General features: G+C 64.5%; 17 protein-coding genes. 9 read left to right on the forward strand and 8 right to left on the reverse strand.

The features are described 5' to 3' along the window. Positions 1 to 55 precede the first annotated feature (55 nt). Complete coding sequence (locus tag F3H87_RS15410; protein ID WP_149787283.1) at positions 56 to 1,414, forward strand: FliI/YscN family ATPase; 1,359 nt, start codon at positions 56 to 58, stop codon at positions 1,412 to 1,414. A gap of 17 nt (positions 1,415 to 1,431) precedes the next feature. On the opposite strand, the gene F3H87_RS15415 is transcribed toward F3H87_RS15410, so the two are convergent. The 6 genes from F3H87_RS15415 to F3H87_RS15440 form a co-directional block, all read right to left on the reverse strand. Further along, entirely contained in the window at positions 1,432 to 2,235 is an 804-nt protein-coding gene (locus tag F3H87_RS15415) for a DUF1217 domain-containing protein (protein ID WP_149787282.1), read from the reverse strand. Continuing rightward, entirely contained in the window at positions 2,232 to 2,636 is a 405-nt protein-coding gene (gene flbT / locus F3H87_RS15420) for a flagellar biosynthesis repressor FlbT (RefSeq protein ID WP_149787281.1), read from the reverse strand. The genes F3H87_RS15415 and flbT overlap by 4 nt, the downstream gene beginning before the upstream one ends. Beyond that, positions 2,633 to 3,010: a flagellar biosynthesis regulator FlaF gene (gene flaF / locus F3H87_RS15425; RefSeq protein ID WP_149787280.1), complete on the reverse strand. Its 378-nt coding sequence runs from the start codon at positions 3,008 to 3,010 to the stop codon at positions 2,633 to 2,635. Before flaF ends, flbT begins: the two co-directional genes overlap by 4 nt. A gap of 77 nt (positions 3,011 to 3,087) precedes the next feature. Next, positions 3,088 to 4,299, reverse strand: a complete 1,212-nt coding sequence (locus F3H87_RS15430; protein WP_149787279.1) for a flagellin — start codon at positions 4,297 to 4,299, stop codon at positions 3,088 to 3,090. A gap of 228 nt (positions 4,300 to 4,527) precedes the next feature. Further along, the gene (locus F3H87_RS15435) at positions 4,528 to 4,878 is read right to left on the reverse strand and encodes a flagellar protein FlgN (RefSeq protein WP_149787278.1); all 351 of its coding nucleotides are present in this window, start codon (positions 4,876 to 4,878) and stop codon (positions 4,528 to 4,530) included. A 1-nt stretch (position 4,879) separates the two neighbouring features. After that, positions 4,880 to 5,143, reverse strand: a complete 264-nt coding sequence (locus F3H87_RS15440) for a rod-binding protein (RefSeq protein WP_149787667.1) — start codon at positions 5,141 to 5,143, stop codon at positions 4,880 to 4,882. A gap of 111 nt (positions 5,144 to 5,254) precedes the next feature. Here F3H87_RS15440 and fliK point away from each other — a divergent pair, with 111 nt between their 5' ends. From fliK to F3H87_RS15455, 3 genes are all read left to right on the forward strand, one after another. Continuing rightward, positions 5,255 to 6,562: a flagellar hook-length control protein FliK gene (gene fliK, locus F3H87_RS15445; protein ID WP_223228084.1), complete on the forward strand. Its 1,308-nt coding sequence runs from the start codon at positions 5,255 to 5,257 to the stop codon at positions 6,560 to 6,562. A gap of 9 nt (positions 6,563 to 6,571) precedes the next feature. Next, positions 6,572 to 7,240, forward strand: coding sequence for a flagellar hook capping FlgD N-terminal domain-containing protein (locus F3H87_RS15450; RefSeq protein WP_149787277.1), 669 nt, complete (start codon positions 6,572 to 6,574; stop codon positions 7,238 to 7,240). Positions 7,241 to 7,311: 71 nt separating this feature from the next. Continuing rightward, on the forward strand, positions 7,312 to 8,199 hold the full coding sequence (locus tag F3H87_RS15455; protein WP_149787276.1) for a phosphotransferase family protein: 888 nt from the start codon (positions 7,312 to 7,314) through the stop codon (positions 8,197 to 8,199). Here the strand turns inward: F3H87_RS15455 and ubiB are convergent. Continuing rightward, on the reverse strand, positions 8,184 to 9,719 hold the full coding sequence (gene ubiB, locus F3H87_RS15460; RefSeq protein WP_149787275.1) for a 2-polyprenylphenol 6-hydroxylase: 1,536 nt from the start codon (positions 9,717 to 9,719) through the stop codon (positions 8,184 to 8,186). The genes F3H87_RS15455 and ubiB overlap by 16 nt on opposite strands. Before the next feature lies 1 nt (position 9,720). Beyond that, entirely contained in the window at positions 9,721 to 10,473 is a 753-nt protein-coding gene (gene ubiE / locus F3H87_RS15465) for a bifunctional demethylmenaquinone methyltransferase/2-methoxy-6-polyprenyl-1,4-benzoquinol methylase UbiE (protein WP_149787274.1), read from the reverse strand. 88 nt (positions 10,474 to 10,561) lie between these two features. Here ubiE and mutM point away from each other — a divergent pair, with 88 nt between their 5' ends. The 5 genes from mutM to dnaN all read left to right on the forward strand — a co-directional run bounded on the left by mutM (position 10,562) and on the right by dnaN (position 15,897). Next, the gene (gene mutM, locus F3H87_RS15470) at positions 10,562 to 11,413 is read left to right on the forward strand and encodes a bifunctional DNA-formamidopyrimidine glycosylase/DNA-(apurinic or apyrimidinic site) lyase (RefSeq protein ID WP_149787273.1); all 852 of its coding nucleotides are present in this window, start codon (positions 10,562 to 10,564) and stop codon (positions 11,411 to 11,413) included. 65 nt (positions 11,414 to 11,478) lie between these two features. Further along, on the forward strand, positions 11,479 to 12,255 hold the full coding sequence (locus F3H87_RS15475; RefSeq protein ID WP_149787272.1) for an enoyl-CoA hydratase: 777 nt from the start codon (positions 11,479 to 11,481) through the stop codon (positions 12,253 to 12,255). 211 nt (positions 12,256 to 12,466) lie between these two features. After that, complete coding sequence (gene rpsT, locus F3H87_RS15480; RefSeq protein ID WP_149787271.1) at positions 12,467 to 12,730, forward strand: 30S ribosomal protein S20; 264 nt, start codon at positions 12,467 to 12,469, stop codon at positions 12,728 to 12,730. Between the two features lie 529 nt (positions 12,731 to 13,259). Further along, positions 13,260 to 14,621: a chromosomal replication initiator protein DnaA gene (dnaA, locus tag F3H87_RS15485; protein WP_223228085.1), complete on the forward strand. Its 1,362-nt coding sequence runs from the start codon at positions 13,260 to 13,262 to the stop codon at positions 14,619 to 14,621. Between the two features lie 157 nt (positions 14,622 to 14,778). Then, positions 14,779 to 15,897: a DNA polymerase III subunit beta gene (gene dnaN, locus F3H87_RS15490; protein WP_149787269.1), complete on the forward strand. Its 1,119-nt coding sequence runs from the start codon at positions 14,779 to 14,781 to the stop codon at positions 15,895 to 15,897. The last annotated feature ends 25 nt before the right edge of the window (positions 15,898 to 15,922 follow it).

Raw genomic sequence — 15,922 nt, forward strand, 5'->3', positions numbered from 1 at the left:
ATGCTTAACCCCGATTCCTTTAGAAATTGTTTTCAAAGGATTTTCGGAGCGTTCGATGCCACAAAGAAAACTGACCCCCCTGTTATCCGACCTGCAAAGCCTGTCTGCCGTGCGCGATGTGGGGCGCGTATGTGCGGTGTCCGGCGGCCTGATTGAGGTGCAGGGCCTTGGTGCGCTGGCGCGGCTGGGCGACCGTTTGCGCCTGATGCGCAAGGGGGCCGCCCCGCTTGAGGGCGAGGTACTGCAGATCACGCGCGACGGGCTGGCCATGTTGCCCGAGGATGCGCCCGATGGTGTCGCCCTGGGCGATCGGGTGGTGTTGGCGGGGCCGGCGCGAATCGCGCCCTGCGACGGTTGGATCGGCCGCGTGATCGACGCCATGGGCCGGCCGATGGATGGCCGGCCGTTGCCGCAGGGCCCGGCCGTGCGTGCATTGCAGGCCGCCCCGCCCCCGGCGGCGTTGCGGCGTGGGCTGGGGCCGCGGCTTGCCACGGGTATGCGCGTGTTCAACACCCTGCTGCCGATCGTGCGCGGGCAGCGCGTCGGGCTTTTCGCGGGTTCGGGTGTGGGCAAGACGCGCTTGCTGGGGCATCTGGCGCAGAACATGCAGGCGGATCTGGTGGTGATCGCCCTGATAGGCGAACGCGGGCGCGAGCTTGGTGAATTCGTCAACCGGGTACTTGGGCCCGACGGGATGGCGCGGGCGATCGTCGTCGCCGCGACCTCGGATCAGTCGCCGCTGTTGCGCCGGCGCTGTGCCTGGACGGCGATGTGCGTGGCCGAGCATTTTCGGGATGCCGGCCGAAACGTGCTGTTTCTGGCCGATTCGATCACCCGCTTTGCCGAGGCGCATCGTGAGATTGCCGTGGCGTCGGGCGAGGCTGCGGCGCTGCGTGGGTATCCCGCCTCGACCGCACATACGATCATGTCGCTGGCCGAGCGTGCCGGGCCGGGAAGCGCGGGTATGGGCGACATCACCGCCCTGTTCACCGTGCTGGTGGCCGGATCGAACATGGACGGGCCGATTGCCGACATCCTGCGCGGTGTTCTTGACGGTCACGTGGTTCTGGATCGCGGGATCGCCGAGCGCGGCCGTTTTCCGGCGATCGACCTGCCGCGCTCGGTCTCGCGCAGCCTGCCCGAGGCGGCGGACGATGATGAGAATGCCGCGATTGCCGAGGCACGTCGCCTGCTTGGGCATTACGATGAGAACGAGATGATGATCCGCGCGGGGCTGTATGTTGCAGGGTCCGATCCGGTACTGGACAGGGCAATCGCGGCCTGGCCCGAGCTCGATGCGTTCCTGGCCGAGCCCGAGGCGCAGGGTATCGAGGATAGTTTTGCACGGCTTCGCCTGATCCTGCGCCGTGCCGGGGCGCAGGGTGCGCGCGGCGGTCCGGCCCCGGGCGGATGATCGGGGCGTGGTCCCTGTCATCCCGGGCGCGGCATGGACTGCAAAAGGCTCAGCGCGATTGCACCTGCCGAGGGTGCGGCAGCTTCGGCCACCTGGTTGCGCAGAAGGTAGCGCTGGATCAGCTTGTCGCGGATATCCGGTTGCGCCAGATCGTCGAAGGTTTCGATACCTAACTGGGCGCGCGCCTTGTCCTGAAAAACCTCAAGCTGCTTGTCGAGGTCGATCCGGCCAAAGCTTTTGGGCAATCCCAGCGCGACCTCGAAAACCTCGCGCAGGGGGGCGGTGCCCATGACGCGCAACCATTTGGTCGTGTCGCTGCTGGAGGACTCCGTCAGGTCCGGCAGCTGGCGCTGGGCATTTAGGGCAAGGCGCATCGCCCCGTTCTGTTCCCCCACCGCAAGCTCGAACTGCTGGCGCCGGTAAAGTGCGACAACGCGCGGGGCAAAATCGCTAAGTCCGGTATTGGGGACGGGAAAGTCACCAAAGCCGAAGGCGCGCGAAAAGGTCTTGAAGCGGTCGTCAGCCAGCCGGTTGGCCAGCGCGTCGGGATCTGCCGTGCCCTCTTCCAGAACCTTGCGGATGAAATAGCGGTTGTCGATCTCGTCCTGCAGGCCGTAGGCGCCCAGCGCGACGCGTAGTAGCCGGCGATCCGCGACCAGTTGTTCGACCGTTTCGATCTGGCCGATGGTTTCAAGGAAATAGTCGGTGTCTCGGGTGATCTGCACGCCCTTGTCGAACGCGGCTGTCTGGCTTTCCAGCGTGCGTTGCAGGAACCGCCAACCGGCAAGGCCGCCTGCAGGAAGAACCGGCTGAAAGCTCATCTTGGCGATGCCGCCAGCAGGCGGTCCTCGCGCGGGATCAGCCGGCGGAGCGCCTTGAGGCAGTGATAGTAGTGGCCCGAGATCAGCGCCTGTGTCGCCTCGGCCAACTGGGCGCGACTGTCGTGATCGGTCAATACCTGGCTGAGTTCCTCAATCCGGCGCAACAGTTGTTGCCGGGCCTCTGCCGGGTCCGCGTCTCCTGACAGCACCAGTTGCGCGGCATAGCAGACGCGCCGGACAGGGGTGCGTGCGTCCTCGGGGTGGATGGCATCGCGCAGCCGCAGGATATGTGCGCCGGGGGTGACGATCGACAGGCGTGTACGCCGATCGCCGTTTTCGATCACGGCGCCGTTCACAAGCACGCGTTCCCTGGGATTCAGTTTCAGGACAAGCCCGCTCATCTTGCAGCTCCTTCCGTTTTCAGGCCCCGCATCACGGCGGTATTCACCTCGATCAGCGGGGCAACGGTTGCCTGGCCGCGCAGCACCTTCCGGCTGTGGGTGTCGGTGAATTCTGCAAGGTAGAACAGGCGCGCGCGCAAATCATGCGGCAGGGCGTTTTCGTCATCCGCCACCGCGGCCGCCAGCACTGTCCAGAGCCGGCGGTTTTCATGCAACGCGTCGGCAAGGGCGGCAAAGCCGGCCTTGCCCTGGCGGGCGGTGCTGGCCAGGCGATGGGTTATGCGGGCAAACGCCTCGTACTCGGTGCTGCGTGGTGTGCGGATGGGCGTTTGTGTCGACTGATAGGCGCGTTGCGCCTGACGCTGGCTGTTCACGTCTGGTCCTTCCGGTCTGCGGGGATGTTCGGGAAAAGGGCCGGGGGCGCGGGACGGCGCCCCCGGTATGTGTCAGCTCAGCGGAAAAGCGACAGGATCGTCTGAGGCGCCTGGTTGGCGATCGACAGAGCCTGAACGCCGAGCTGCTGCTGCACCTGCAACGCCTGCAGCCGGGCCGAGGCCTCTTCCATGTCGGCATCGACCATCGTGCCGATACCCGATTTCAGCGCATCGACCATACCGTTGATGAACTCGGACTGGGTTTCGATTCGGCCCTGGATCGAGCCGAAGGCCGCTGCCGAATCGATTGCCGTCTGAATCAGCCCTTCGATCGCGGTAAGCGATGCGTTGGCGGCCTCGCTTGAGGTCACGTCGATACGGGACAGCAGTTCGAGCCCGCCGCCCGCCTCGCCATCCGTTGTAACGCTGATATTGCCGGCTGCCGTGGTGACGGCGGTCGCAGTGTTGTTCGTCAGCGTCAGGTCCGTGCCATTCGCCGAAAAGGAGATATCCGCCACGCCGGCATCGGCCAGCGCAAAGTTCAGTCTTGCGGCAAGCTGGCTGGCTGCGTCGGCGGCGGTTTCACCGTCCCGCAGCACATAGTCGGCCGCAATCGTCTGCCCCGCGATGCTTGCGGAGTATTCGAACGACAGGCCGTAGGCATCGGTATTGGTCGACAGGTCGTAGTCCACCGTGCCGCCGTTGGCCGCCGCGGTCGGCCCCGACACACCGATCGCCGTGCCCGCAGTCGACCCTGCCAGCGATGCCTGCTGTCCGAGATCCTGCTTGGTGACGGAAATGTCGCTGGTCGCCACCCCGCTGGCAGAGCGGTCAAGCGAGGACAGGACGTCCACCGTGCCCGAACCGACGGCACTATCCTGGTTCGAAAGCAGGTTCAGGCCGTTGATCTGGGCCGCGCCCACGATCGAGGTGATCTGGTCGCGCAGCGCGTCGATATCCGTCTGGATCTTCGCCCGGTCGACGTTTTCTTCCTGTGCGGCAACGATCTTTTCCTTCATGTCGGTCAGAAGGTCGGAGACGGTTTCCGATGCCTGGCGTGCCACGGCGACGGTGGAATCCCCAAGGCTCAGGCTGGTCTGAATGGCCTTGAAGCCCTTTACATCCGATTCCATCACCTTGGAGATCGCCCAGACAGCCGCGTTATCCCGGGCCGTGGCAACGGATTTGCCCGTGGAAATCTCGTTCTGGGTGGTGGCGAGGTTCTTGTTGATCGAACGCAGGGTCTGAAGCGCGACCATCGCGCTGTTATTTGTCAGGATGCTTGACATCTTTTTTCCTTCAGTCACGGGGCGGTTTCCGCCCGTTTGGGTTTTCCGCGCCCCGAAAGACCGGGGGCGGATCGACCGTCTTCTGACGTTTGCGGGATCGGTTTGCCGGTCCCGCGCCACCGGAAGGTGCGCCGCCAGACTGAAGCGCAAAGAGCTAAGAGACCCCTAACCGGACAGGGCAATGTCGTGCGGATTTGACTGAACAGAAGTGGAAAATTCGCCTTGAATTCAGGCCCGTTTCTCGACCCTGGGCTGGCGCAGGCCGTCGATGCTGTGGCGCCTGCCGTTGCTGTCATAGGTGTCGAGCGTGCCGCGCAGCTGGCGTACCGCCTCAAGCCGGTCGGCGACGGCGCGGATTCCGTCAAGCGCGCTGTTCAAAAGCGCCTGATTGCGGGCGGCCTTGTTCCGAAGCCCCTCAAGCCCCGGGACTGCGCTACCCGAAAGCTGCCCGATCAGGCGCTCCTTTTCCTCGGCAAGCCCGGCGATCGTTTCCAGATCGCCGGCAAGAAGGGCGTTCCGTTCCCGGTCGAGCAGCTTTTCGAGTGCTTCATGCACCACGTCCCTGGTTCTGTCGGTCATGTCATTTCCCTTTCAATGCGTTGAAAATCGTCTCGGCCAGGCCGATTCCGCCGCGTTCGGCCAGTGCGCGGGCCTGTTCATGCACGAGGAACGAGGCGAACTGATCCTCGCCCGCGCCGCCACCGAATGCGTCCGGCGTCTTGCCCAATCCGGCCGTTTTCAACATTTCCGCCAGGAAACTGGCCTCAAGCTTGATTGCGACATCGCGCAAGGGGCGGTCGTTGGCGGATGGTGTTGCGCCTTGGACAGGGGACAGGTCGGTCATGTCACGGATTCTTTCAATTCGATGGATTTTCCCGACCATGGCCTGAGACCGGTAAAGAACCGGTAACTACCAGTGATCATAGTCGGCCCGACGATCCGGGACGGAGCTGCCATGATCAACGATTCCCCACCGCCGGGCGGCCTGCCGGCCATCGCATTCGCAACGCCGGTGCCGGGCAGCGGGCACTCCCCGGCGTCCGGTTTCCTGTGCGAGTTTCTCGCCCAGCCAGTCGAAGAGCAGGCTGTTTCGCCTGTCGAAGGCATGTCGCAACAGGGCAACGATCACGAGCACGCTCCGGTGACCGACGTCGATGGCGGGGCAGACGAAAACGATCCGAACGCCGTCACCGGTGAAACCGATGATCGTGCCGGTGTCGAAGGGTATTCCGATCCATCATGTCCGGGCCTGTCCTATGGCTCAATGCCGCCGGTGCGGCCCGAAACCCTTGTAAGGGGACATCGACAGAGTGCACTGCCAGCGACGGGTACGGTGAATTCCGCCGAAGAGTTTTGCGACAGCGATGCCCCAAGGAATGAAGGACGGTCCGCTACGCCTGTGGGCACGGATACGCATGAATCGCAGGATGGAACGCCTGTTGCCGAAAACCCGCGTCCCAGATCCGGGGCGCCTGTGCAGCGGATGGATCGGCCAGACACCTCGCCGCTTCCCTTGCACACGAAAACGGCGGCTGACCCCGCCGATATACGGCGCGAATCGCCCGCTGTGCCTGCCGAACCATCGGCGGGCATATCCGAAACGCCGCTACGGTCGATGACCGATCAGGACTTGGCAACCCCGGCCGGTACGGGTCGGACGATTGAGCAAGGCGCAATGCGAACTGCGCACCAAAATAACCCCTTTCATAGGCTGCCTGGCAATGCCTCTGCCGGGCAGGAGGTCGTTCGGTTTCGCCGCCAAGGGGAGGAACCGGACCCGCACGCATTGGGCCTCGATCCGCTGACCAACCGTGTGTTGCAACCGAGTGCCGCGCCCGCATCAGGGGCGGGGGCCCGTCCGGCCACGCTTGCGCAGACCGTTGCGCACCAGATTGCGGATGCCGCCCCGCGGCTTTCCGAAGGGGCGTTGGAAATCATCCTCCGGCCGGAAGAACTGGGCCGGCTGCGCCTGACGCTTTCACCGGGGGAGGGCACCGCCGGTGTCCTTACCGTCATTGCGGATCGCCCTGAAACGCTGGAGCTTGTGCGCCGCCATCTCGCGCTGCTTGTGTCCGAATTCGCGGCGCAGGGCTTTGCTGATCTGCATGTGGCGCTTGGCAATGACCGGGGTGCGGCGATGCAGGGTCAAGGCGGGTCAGCCGCGCAGGCCGACGATCAGGCAACCCCTGACGTCACAGTCGATATACCCGTCCCACTGGGCAGGCCGCGAATGGCTGCCGATACGCTCGACATCAGATTGTAAGAGATACACATGACCGAATCCCAGGCGATCCAACCCGCATTTTCGGCGTCCTCGGCACCCAGGCCCGGCGGCGCGACATCCCGTGCGACGCTCAGTTCGGATTTCGAGACATTCCTCAAGATGCTGACGGTGCAGATGCAGAACCAGGACCCGCTCAACCCGGTCGAATCCTCGGAATACGCGGTGCAGCTTGCGACCTTTTCCTCGGTCGAGCAGCAGGTTCTGACCAACGATCTGCTGGGTCAGATTCTGGGGCAATCGGGTGCCGGGCTGGCGCAGATGGCGGGCTGGGTCGGGATGGAGGTGCGCGCGCCCGGCCCTGCCACGTTCGAGGGTTCGCCGATTACCGTCTGGGCCGAACCGGCGGCGGGCGCGGACGATTCCGATCTGGTGGTGCGCGATGGTTATGGCAATGAGATCACGCGCAACCGGATCGCCGGCGAGGGTGGCCGCATGACCTGGACGGGTACCTTGCCGGATGGCGGCATGGCGTTGCATGGCGATTATGTTTTCGAAGTGGAGAGCCGTGCCGCCGACGGATCGGTGATCGGGCGGGATGCGGCGCAGGTCTATGCCCGCGTGGTCGAGGCGCAGCAGGTGCCGGAGGGGTTGCTGCTGGTAACCGAAGCCGGGCGCAGCGTTGCTGCCAGCACGGTAACCGCCCTGCGCGCCCCGTAATTGCGGCGCTTGTTCCCCGAGGGCGCAGGCAGTAGCGTGCCGCGCGTTGCCTTGCCGGGAACAGGATCGAGATGACAGCCTCTGCCCCGAAAACCGAAACGCCCGCATTGGCGGCAGACCCTGCCCTGCGCGGCTGGCTTCCCCGACGCGCCGAATGGCGGCGGCTTTCCGGCGGGCGCACCAACCGGCTGTGGCATGTCATGGCGGACGGTGCGGCGCTGGTGGTCAAGCTGTATGACCGGGATGCCGCGACACCGCTTTTCCCGAACGATGCGCAGGCCGAGGCGGCGGTGCTGCGCTGGCTGGATGGCACGGGGCTGGCCCCCGTACTGATCGCAGAGGTGGATACCGCGCAAGGGCCATGCGTGATCTACCGGCATGTTCCGGGGGCGCAGGGCGCCGTGTCGCCGGACGCGATGGGGCGTGCGCTGGCCCGGTTGCACCGGCACCCGCCGATGCCCGGGCTGCGGCCCGTGCCGTCAGGGGGGCAGTCCATTCTGCGTCAGGGGGACCAGATCCTTGCGGCCTGTCGCACGCCCGGGGATATTGCCCGCCTCCGGCCGGTTGTTGAGGATCATCCGGCGCCGGCGCCGGTGTTCCTGCATGGCGATCCGGTGCCCGCCAACGCCATTGCCACGCAAACGGGCATCTGCCTGATCGACTGGCAATGCCCAGCCCTGGGCGATCCGGTGGAGGATCTGGCTATCTACCTTTCCCCGGCGATGCAGTTTCTTTACGGCGCAGGCCCGCTGTCACTGGCCGACGAGCACGCGTTCCTGACCGGGTACGGGGATGACAGGGCGGTTGCGCGCCTGCGTGGGCTGGCCCCGGCATTTCATTGGCGGATGGCGGCCTATTGCCAGTGGCGGGCCGAGCGGTCGGGCGCGGATACGCGGGACAAAGAGGCGCTGCAGCTTGAGCTTGCGGCGCTGCGGGCCACGGCTCAACCCAGCAGGTGAAGCGCCAGCGCCGTTGCCGCCGCACCGCCGATGGCCCCCACGCCGACACCCAGCCAGACCAGCCAGCCGCTGCGTTGCACGGGCGGTTCCTGCGGCTGGGCCTGTCGCACCAGCGCCGTTTCGACAAGGCCGGGCAGGCGCGGGCCGAACCGGGCCAGCACCACCGCCGTCTTGCCCAGATCGCGCGCCAGCGCGGCCGGGCCGATCGACGTGCGGATGTAATTCTCGACAACCGGCCGCCCGACCTTCCAGATGTTGATCTGCGGGTTGAGCGACCGTGCCACGCCTTCGACCACCACCATCGTGCGCTGCAGCAGAATCAGCTCGGTCCGGGTTTCCATGCCGAACCGCTCGGTCACTTCGAACAGGTAGCTCAGCAGCCGGCCCATCGACACCCTCGTGGCATCGAGGCCGAAGATCGGTTCGCCCACGGCGCGCAGGGCGCGGGCGAATTCCTCGACATCGCGGTCGGCGGGCACATAGCCGGCTTCGAAATGCACCTCGGCCACGCGCTTGTAATCCTTGCGGATGAAGCCATAGAGAATCTCGGCATAGACCCGGCGGGTATATTCGTCGATATGGCCCATGATCCCGAAATCATAGGCGATGATGTCGCCATCCGGCGCGACCTTCAGGTTGCCCTGGTGCATGTCGGCGTGAAAGAACCCGTCGCGCAGCGCGTGATTCAGGAACAGTTGCAAAACCCGTTCGCCCAGAACGGCGCGGTCGTGGCCCGCCGCGTCCAGCGCCGCGTTGTCGCCCAGCGGCACACCTTCGGCCCAGCCCAGCGTCATGACCCGGCGGCTGGAATAGCGCCATTTTACCTCGGGCAGCTGGAACCCCTCGTCATTGGCCGTGTTGGCCGCGTATTCGCTGGCCGAGGATGCCTCGAGCCGCAGGTCGAGTTCCCCCATGACCACGCCTTCGAAATGCGTGATCACGTCGTTCGGGCGCAGGCGGCGTGCGAACGGGGCCAGGAATTCGATGATGTCGGCGGCAAGAAAGAAGGCGTCGATATCCTTGCGGAACGCGCGTTCGATACCGGGGCGCAGCACCTTGACGGCCACGGCCTCGCCGGTTTCGCGCAGCCGCGCCTTGTGCACCTGCGCGATCGAGGCGGCGGCGACCGGTTCGCTGATGTCGAGAAACACGTCGTCGACCGGCTCGCCCAGTTCGGTCTCGATGCTCTTGCGCGCCTCGGCCAGCGAGAACGGCGGCAGCTTGTCCTGCAGCACGCGAAGCTGGTTGGCCAGTTCGTCGCCCACAACGTCGGGTCGCGTCGAAAGGACCTGACCGAACTTGATATAGGCCGGGCCCAATGCCGTCAGCGCGCGCGTCGCGGGCGGCATCGACGGGTCGCCCTTGTAGCCCAGCCAGCGGAACGGCCACGCGACCGAGCGCAGGACAATCCGCACTATGCGCGGGGCGTCGAAGGCGTCCAGAACCACGTGCATGGCGCCCGTGCGTTCCAGCGTCGCGCCCGTGCGGATCAGGCGCCATATGTTGTGGGGGCCGCGCATGTCAGATCTTCCAGCCGGAATGCAGGCAGGCAATGCCCATCGTCAGGTTGCGATACTTGGCATTCCCGAAACCCGCGGCGCGGACCATGCTCAGGAATGTTTCCTGATCGGGGAATTTGCGGATCGATTCGACAAGATACTGATAGCTGTCCCTGTCATTCGCTATGACCTGCCCCAGACGCGGAATGATGTGAAAGGAATAGAGGTCATAGACCTTTTGCATCAGGTCGTTCGGGATCTGGCTGAATTCCAGCACCATCAACCGGCCACCGGGGCGCAGCACACGATAGGCTTCGTTCAGCGCCTCTTGCGGGCGTGTCACGTTACGGATGCCAAAGGAAATCGTGTAAGTGTCAAAGCTGTTGTCGGGAAACGGCAGGGCCATCGCGTCGCCCACCACCCAGTCCAGGTTGTCGGCCTGCCGCTCGGCCTCGGCCCGTTTGCGACCCTCGACCAGCATCGGTTCGGTCAGGTCCAGAACGGTGGCGTGCGCCTGGCCCGCGCGCGCGAGATAGCGGAACGCGATATCGCCCGTGCCGCCCGCGACATCCAGCAGCCGGGTGCCGGGGCGCGGGGCCAGCCAATCCATCATCGCATCCTTCCAGATGCGGTGAATCCCCATGCTCATCGCGTCGTTCATCACATCGTATTTCGATGCGACCGATCCGAACACGCCCTGAACGCGCCCCGCCTTTTCGGATTCGGGGATGTCCTGAAACCCGAAATGCGTGGTTTTCTGATACTCGTCGCTCATGGGGCTTGCCGTTCCTGTGACTCTGCCCTTCTTATAGGGCGCTTGCCGGGCGCTGCAATGCGCCCTTCTGTCAGGGAGGTCCGCAAACATGCCCGAATTGCCCGAGGTCGAAACCGTCCGCCGCGGTCTTGCCCCCGTAATGGAGGGGCAGGTGATTGCCCGCGCACAGGTGAACCGGCCCGATCTGCGCTGGCCGTTTCCCCCCGGCATGGCCGGGCGGCTGACGGGCCGGCGGGTGCAGGCGTTGCGGCGGCGGTCGAAATACATCCTCGCCGATCTCGATTCGGGGGAAACGCTGCTTGTGCATCTGGGAATGTCCGGCCGGATGCTGGTGTCGGGCGATCCGCTGGGGGTTTTCGTGCATGACCATCCTGCGCCCGAGAAACATGACCACGTGGTGCTGGACATGGAGAACGGCGCGCGCATCACCTTCAACGATCCGCGCCGGTTCGGGGCGATGGACCTGATGGAGACCGCCACCGCCGACAGCCACAAGCTGCTTGCGGCGCTTGGCCCGGAACCGCTGGGCAACGATTTCAGCGAACCGCATCTTGTTGCGGCGTTTCGCGGGCGAAACACGCCGGTCAAGGCGGCGTTGCTGGATCAGCATATCGTGGCGGGGCTGGGAAATATCTATGTGTGCGAAGCACTTTACCGCGCCCGCATCTATCCGCAGCGCAAGGCGGGGCGCATCTCGGCGCGGCGTGTCGCCGCATTGGTACCGGTAATCCGGCAGGTTCTGACCGATGCGATCGCCGCCGGCGGATCGTCGTTGCGCGACTTCCGGCAGGCGGATGGCGAACTGGGCTATTTCCAGCATTCCTTTGACGTTTACGGACGCGAGGGGCAGCCCTGCCGCACGCCCGGATGCGAGGCGAAGATTGCCCGGATCGTCCAGTCGGGGCGGTCGAGCTTCTACTGTCCCATATGCCAAAGATAACTTGAACCGCGCGGCAAGGGTGGTAAGCGTATCGACCTGAGCGAAACAAGCGAAAGCGAAACTTCATGGCCTATGAGACGATCATCGTCGAAGTAGAAGACCACGTCGCCCTTATCAGGCTGAACCGTCCCGACGCTATGAATGCCCTCAACGATCAGTTGCTGGGTGAATTGTCGGACGCGCTGACGGCGGCACAGGAAAATGACAAGGTGCGCTGCATCGTCATCACCGGAAGCGAAAAGGCTTTTGCCGCCGGTGCCGACATCAAGATGATGAGCGAGAAAAGCTTTGTCGACGTGTTTGCCGGCGATCTGTTCACCAATGAAACGGATGCGATCTGCCGCGTGCGCAAGCCAATCGTCGCTGCGGTCTCGGGCTATGCCCTGGGTGGCGGGTGCGAGCTTGCGATGATGTGCGATTTCATCATCGCGTCGGACACCGCCAAGTTCGGGCAGCCGGAAATCAACCTGGGCGTCATGGCCGGTATCGGCGGCACCCAGCGCCTGACCCGCGCCATCGGCAAGGCCAAGGCGATGGACATGAACCTGACCGGCCGCTTCATGGATGCCGAAGAGGCCGAGCGCGCAGGCCTGGTCAGCCGCATCGTTCCCTGCAAGGAGCTGATGAAGGAAACCATGGCCGCCGCCGCCAAGATTGCCGAGAAATCCATGATCACCGTGATGGCGGTCAAGGAATCGGTGAACCGGTCCTTCGAGACGCCGCTGCGCGAGGGCCTGCTTTTCGAACGCCGCGTCTTCCACTCGCTTTTTGCGACCGACGACCAGAAGGAAGGCATGGCGGCCTTCCTCGAAAAGCGCACCGCGCAGTTCCGCGACCGCTGATATCGGAACCGGCCCGGCCTGTGCGCCGGGCCGGTTGCCGGGTGGACGGGAAATAGAGGTTTGCAAAACCCGCGCTTTCCGCTATAGCCCGCCGCCATACATGCGCGTGCAGCCCGCTCTGGCTCGAATCGATCCGGCCCCTGGCCTGCCGGAACGGGTTTGCATCCTGCAAGACAACGAACCGAACCCGTAAAGACAAAGGTCAGATACCATGGCAAATACGCCCCAGTCCAAGAAACGCGCCCGCCAGAACGAGCGCCGCTATGCCGTCAACAAGGCACGCCGTTCGCGCATCCGCACCTACCTGCGCAAAGCCGAGGAAGCGATCGCTTCGGGCGACAAGGACGCGGCACAGGCCGCCCTGCGCGCCGCCCAGCCCGAACTGATGCGCGGCGTCACCAAGGGCGTGTTCCACAAGAACACCGCAGCGCGTAAAATGTCGCGCCTGGCAGCCCGGGTGAAGGCCCTCGGCTGACCTTTGGTCACAGCGAAAATGACGGGAAGGCGTTGCAGTTCTGCAGCGCCTTTTTTCGTGACTCCAAGAGATTCAAAGGCCTGCTGCGGGCGCGAGAGATTCTTTTTCGCAAAAGCCAGAGTCAAGCGCGAAGATCGGTTGCCCGGCGCTTGGCCGAATTGCTAGCTTCGGTCCTGCGAGTCACATCGCCTTGGGGGGACAGGTAAGGTCAGGCAACGCCGAACAGGAGCGGGCCGGACCTATCGGAAGTCGCTGATGCGCAGCTGCTGCGCATGTCTGCTTTCTGCGGGTGTCGTTTGCGCCCGGCCAGTCCGACAAGCTATTTCGGTGCGTGGGTCACCGTGCGGTACTCGGGGAGGGGACGCCCCGCGCACATGCCCGCCATCGAACCTTATGAATGCCGCCCGTGAAGGGCAGCGTCCGGCTGAGCAGTGTCAGCGGGCAGGGGAGTTTTGTGTGGTTTACGGTTCGGACAGGCCGTGAATTTGGGGTGTGTTGGCGACAGGGCCGCGACAGAAACGGGGTAGAGATGACGCAGGAACAGTGGGGACAGTTGCGCAAGAACTTGCTGGGGACGGTGGGCAAGAACAACTACGCAAACTGGATCGAGCCGATCGAATTTTCGGACATAAAGGACGGGGTCGCCGTCTTTACCGTGCCCACCAGTTTCCTTGGAAACTACGTATCGCAGAATTTCGGTGAGCTGATCCTGCATCAGCTGACCAGCGCGGGTGAGAATGTCCGCCGCCTGAGCTTCCAGGTCGCCGCGAACGAAACCGCACGCCCCAGGGCTGCCGCCGTGGCCGACACCCCGCGCAACACATCCCGCCCGGCGATGCAGGACGACCTGCTGCCGGGTGCGCCGCTCGATGCGCGTTTCACCTTCGACACCTTCGTTGTGGGCAAGCCGAACGAGCTGGCCCACGCCGCCGCAAGGCGCGTGGCCGAGGGTGGGCCCGTCACCTTCAACCCGCTGTTTCTTTACGGCGGCGTCGGGCTGGGCAAGACGCACCTGATGCATGCCATCGCGCATGAATTGCAGGCGCGGCGGCCTGACCTGAACGTGGTCTACCTGTCCGCGGAACAGTTCATGTACCGCTTCGTGCAGGCGCTGCGCGACCGCCGCATGATGGATTTCAAGCAGCTTTTCCGTGCTGTCGACGTGCTGATGGTCGATGACGTGCAGTTCATCGCCGGCAAGGATTCGACGCAGGAAGAGTTCTTTCACACCTTCAACGCGCTGGTGGACGGCAACAAGCAGATCATCATTTCGGGCGACCGCGCACCGGGCGAGATCAAGGATCTGGAGGACCGGATCAAAAGCCGTCTGCAATGCGGGCTGGTCGTCGACCTGCACCCCACCGATTACGAGCTGCGCCTGGGTATCCTGCAATCCAAGGTCGAACAGTTCCGCGACCAGTATCCCGGCCTTGTCCTGACTGACGGTGTGCTGGAATTCCTTGCCCACAGGATCAGCACCAATGTCCGCGTTCTCGAAGGGGCGCTGACGCGCCTGTTCGCCTTCGCTTCGCTTGTCGGGTGCGAGATCACGCTGGACATGACCCAGGATTGCCTTGCCGATATCCTGCGCGCCTCGGAACGCAAGATCACGATCGAGGAAATCCAGCGCCAGGTGGCCGAGCATTACAACATCCGCCTGTCCGACCTTGTCGGGCCCAAGCGCGTGCGCAGCTTTGCCCGCCCGCGCCAGGTTGCGATGTATCTGTGCAAGCAGCTGACCAGCCGCTCGCTGCCCGAAATCGGGCGCCGGTTCGGCGGGCGCGACCACACCACGGTGATGCATGGCGTCCGGCGCATCGAGGAATTGAGGGTGCAGGACGGCCAGATCGCCGAGGATATCGAGATGCTGCGCCGCACGCTTGAGGCGTAATCGACACGAAACCGGGGTGTCGGGCGGCAGCATCCCTTGCCGCCCTTGACGCCTTTTGCTTTTCCTTGGACAACCGAACAAAAGCCTTGAGCAGGCGGGGATTTGCGATACCTTGCCGCTCCCGGCATGTGTCCGGCACGGGAAAGGAACGAGGATCATGAAGCTCAGCATCGAACGAGGCACCTTGCTCAAGGCTGTCGCTCAGGCGCAATCGGTTGTCGAACGGCGCAACACCATTCCGATCCTCGCCAACGTCCTGATCGAGGCCGAGGGCGATACCGTGCAGTTCCGCGCGACCGACCTCGATATCGAAGTTGTCGACAAGGCCCCGGCCCAGGTCGAACGCGCGGGCGCGACGACCGTATCGGCGGTGACGCTGCATGAAATCGTGCGCAAGCTGCCCGATGGCGCGCTGGTCACCCTGACCGACGATGGCGCGAACGGCCGCCTGGCCGTCACGGCGGGCCGGTCGCAGTTCAACCTTGCGACGCTGCCGAAAGAGGATTTCCCGGTCATGGCCTCGTCGGAATACACGACGAATTTTTCCGCCGCTGCCCCGGTGCTGCGCCGCCTGTTCGACAAGTCGAAATTCGCGATCTCGACGGAAGAGACGCGGTATTACCTGAACGGCGTCTACATGCATGTGGCCGATTCAGACGGGGGCAAGGTGCTGCGCTGCGTGGCGACCGATGGCCATCGCCTTGCCCGGATCGACGCCGATCTGCCTGAAGGCGCGGCCGACATGGCCGGCGTGATCGTGCCCCGCAAGACGGTGGGTGAGCTGCGCAAGCTGCTGGAGGATGACGACACCAGGATCGCCGTGTCCGTGTCGGAAACCAAGGTACGTTTCGCCACGCCCGACATCACCCTGACCTCCAAGGTGATCGACGGCACATTCCCCGATTACACCCGCGTCATCCCGCAGGGCAACACCCGCAAGATGGAGGTGGACGCCAGCGAATTCGCGGCCGCGGTGGACCGCGTGGCGACCGTCAGCTCGGAACGCTCGCGTGCGGTCAAGATGCAGCTGGACGAGGATCGTTTGGTGCTGTCGGTCAACGCACCCGACAGCGGCGCCGCCGAGGAAGAACTGGCCGTGGCCTATGGCGACGAGCGGCTGGAGATCGGGTTCAACGCCAAGTACCTGCTGGAAATCGCGTCCCAGGTGGATCGGGAAAACGCGGTGTTCCTGTTCAACTCGGCGGGCGACCCGACCCTGATGCGTGAGGGTAACGATACCAGCGCGGTCTATGTCGTCATGCCGATGCGGGTGTGACGGTCCGGGCGAAATCGGCTGCGCC

The organism is Lutimaribacter pacificus, from assembly GCF_900142185.1.
Classification (GTDB): Bacteria; Pseudomonadota; Alphaproteobacteria; order Rhodobacterales; family Rhodobacteraceae; genus Lutimaribacter; species Lutimaribacter pacificus.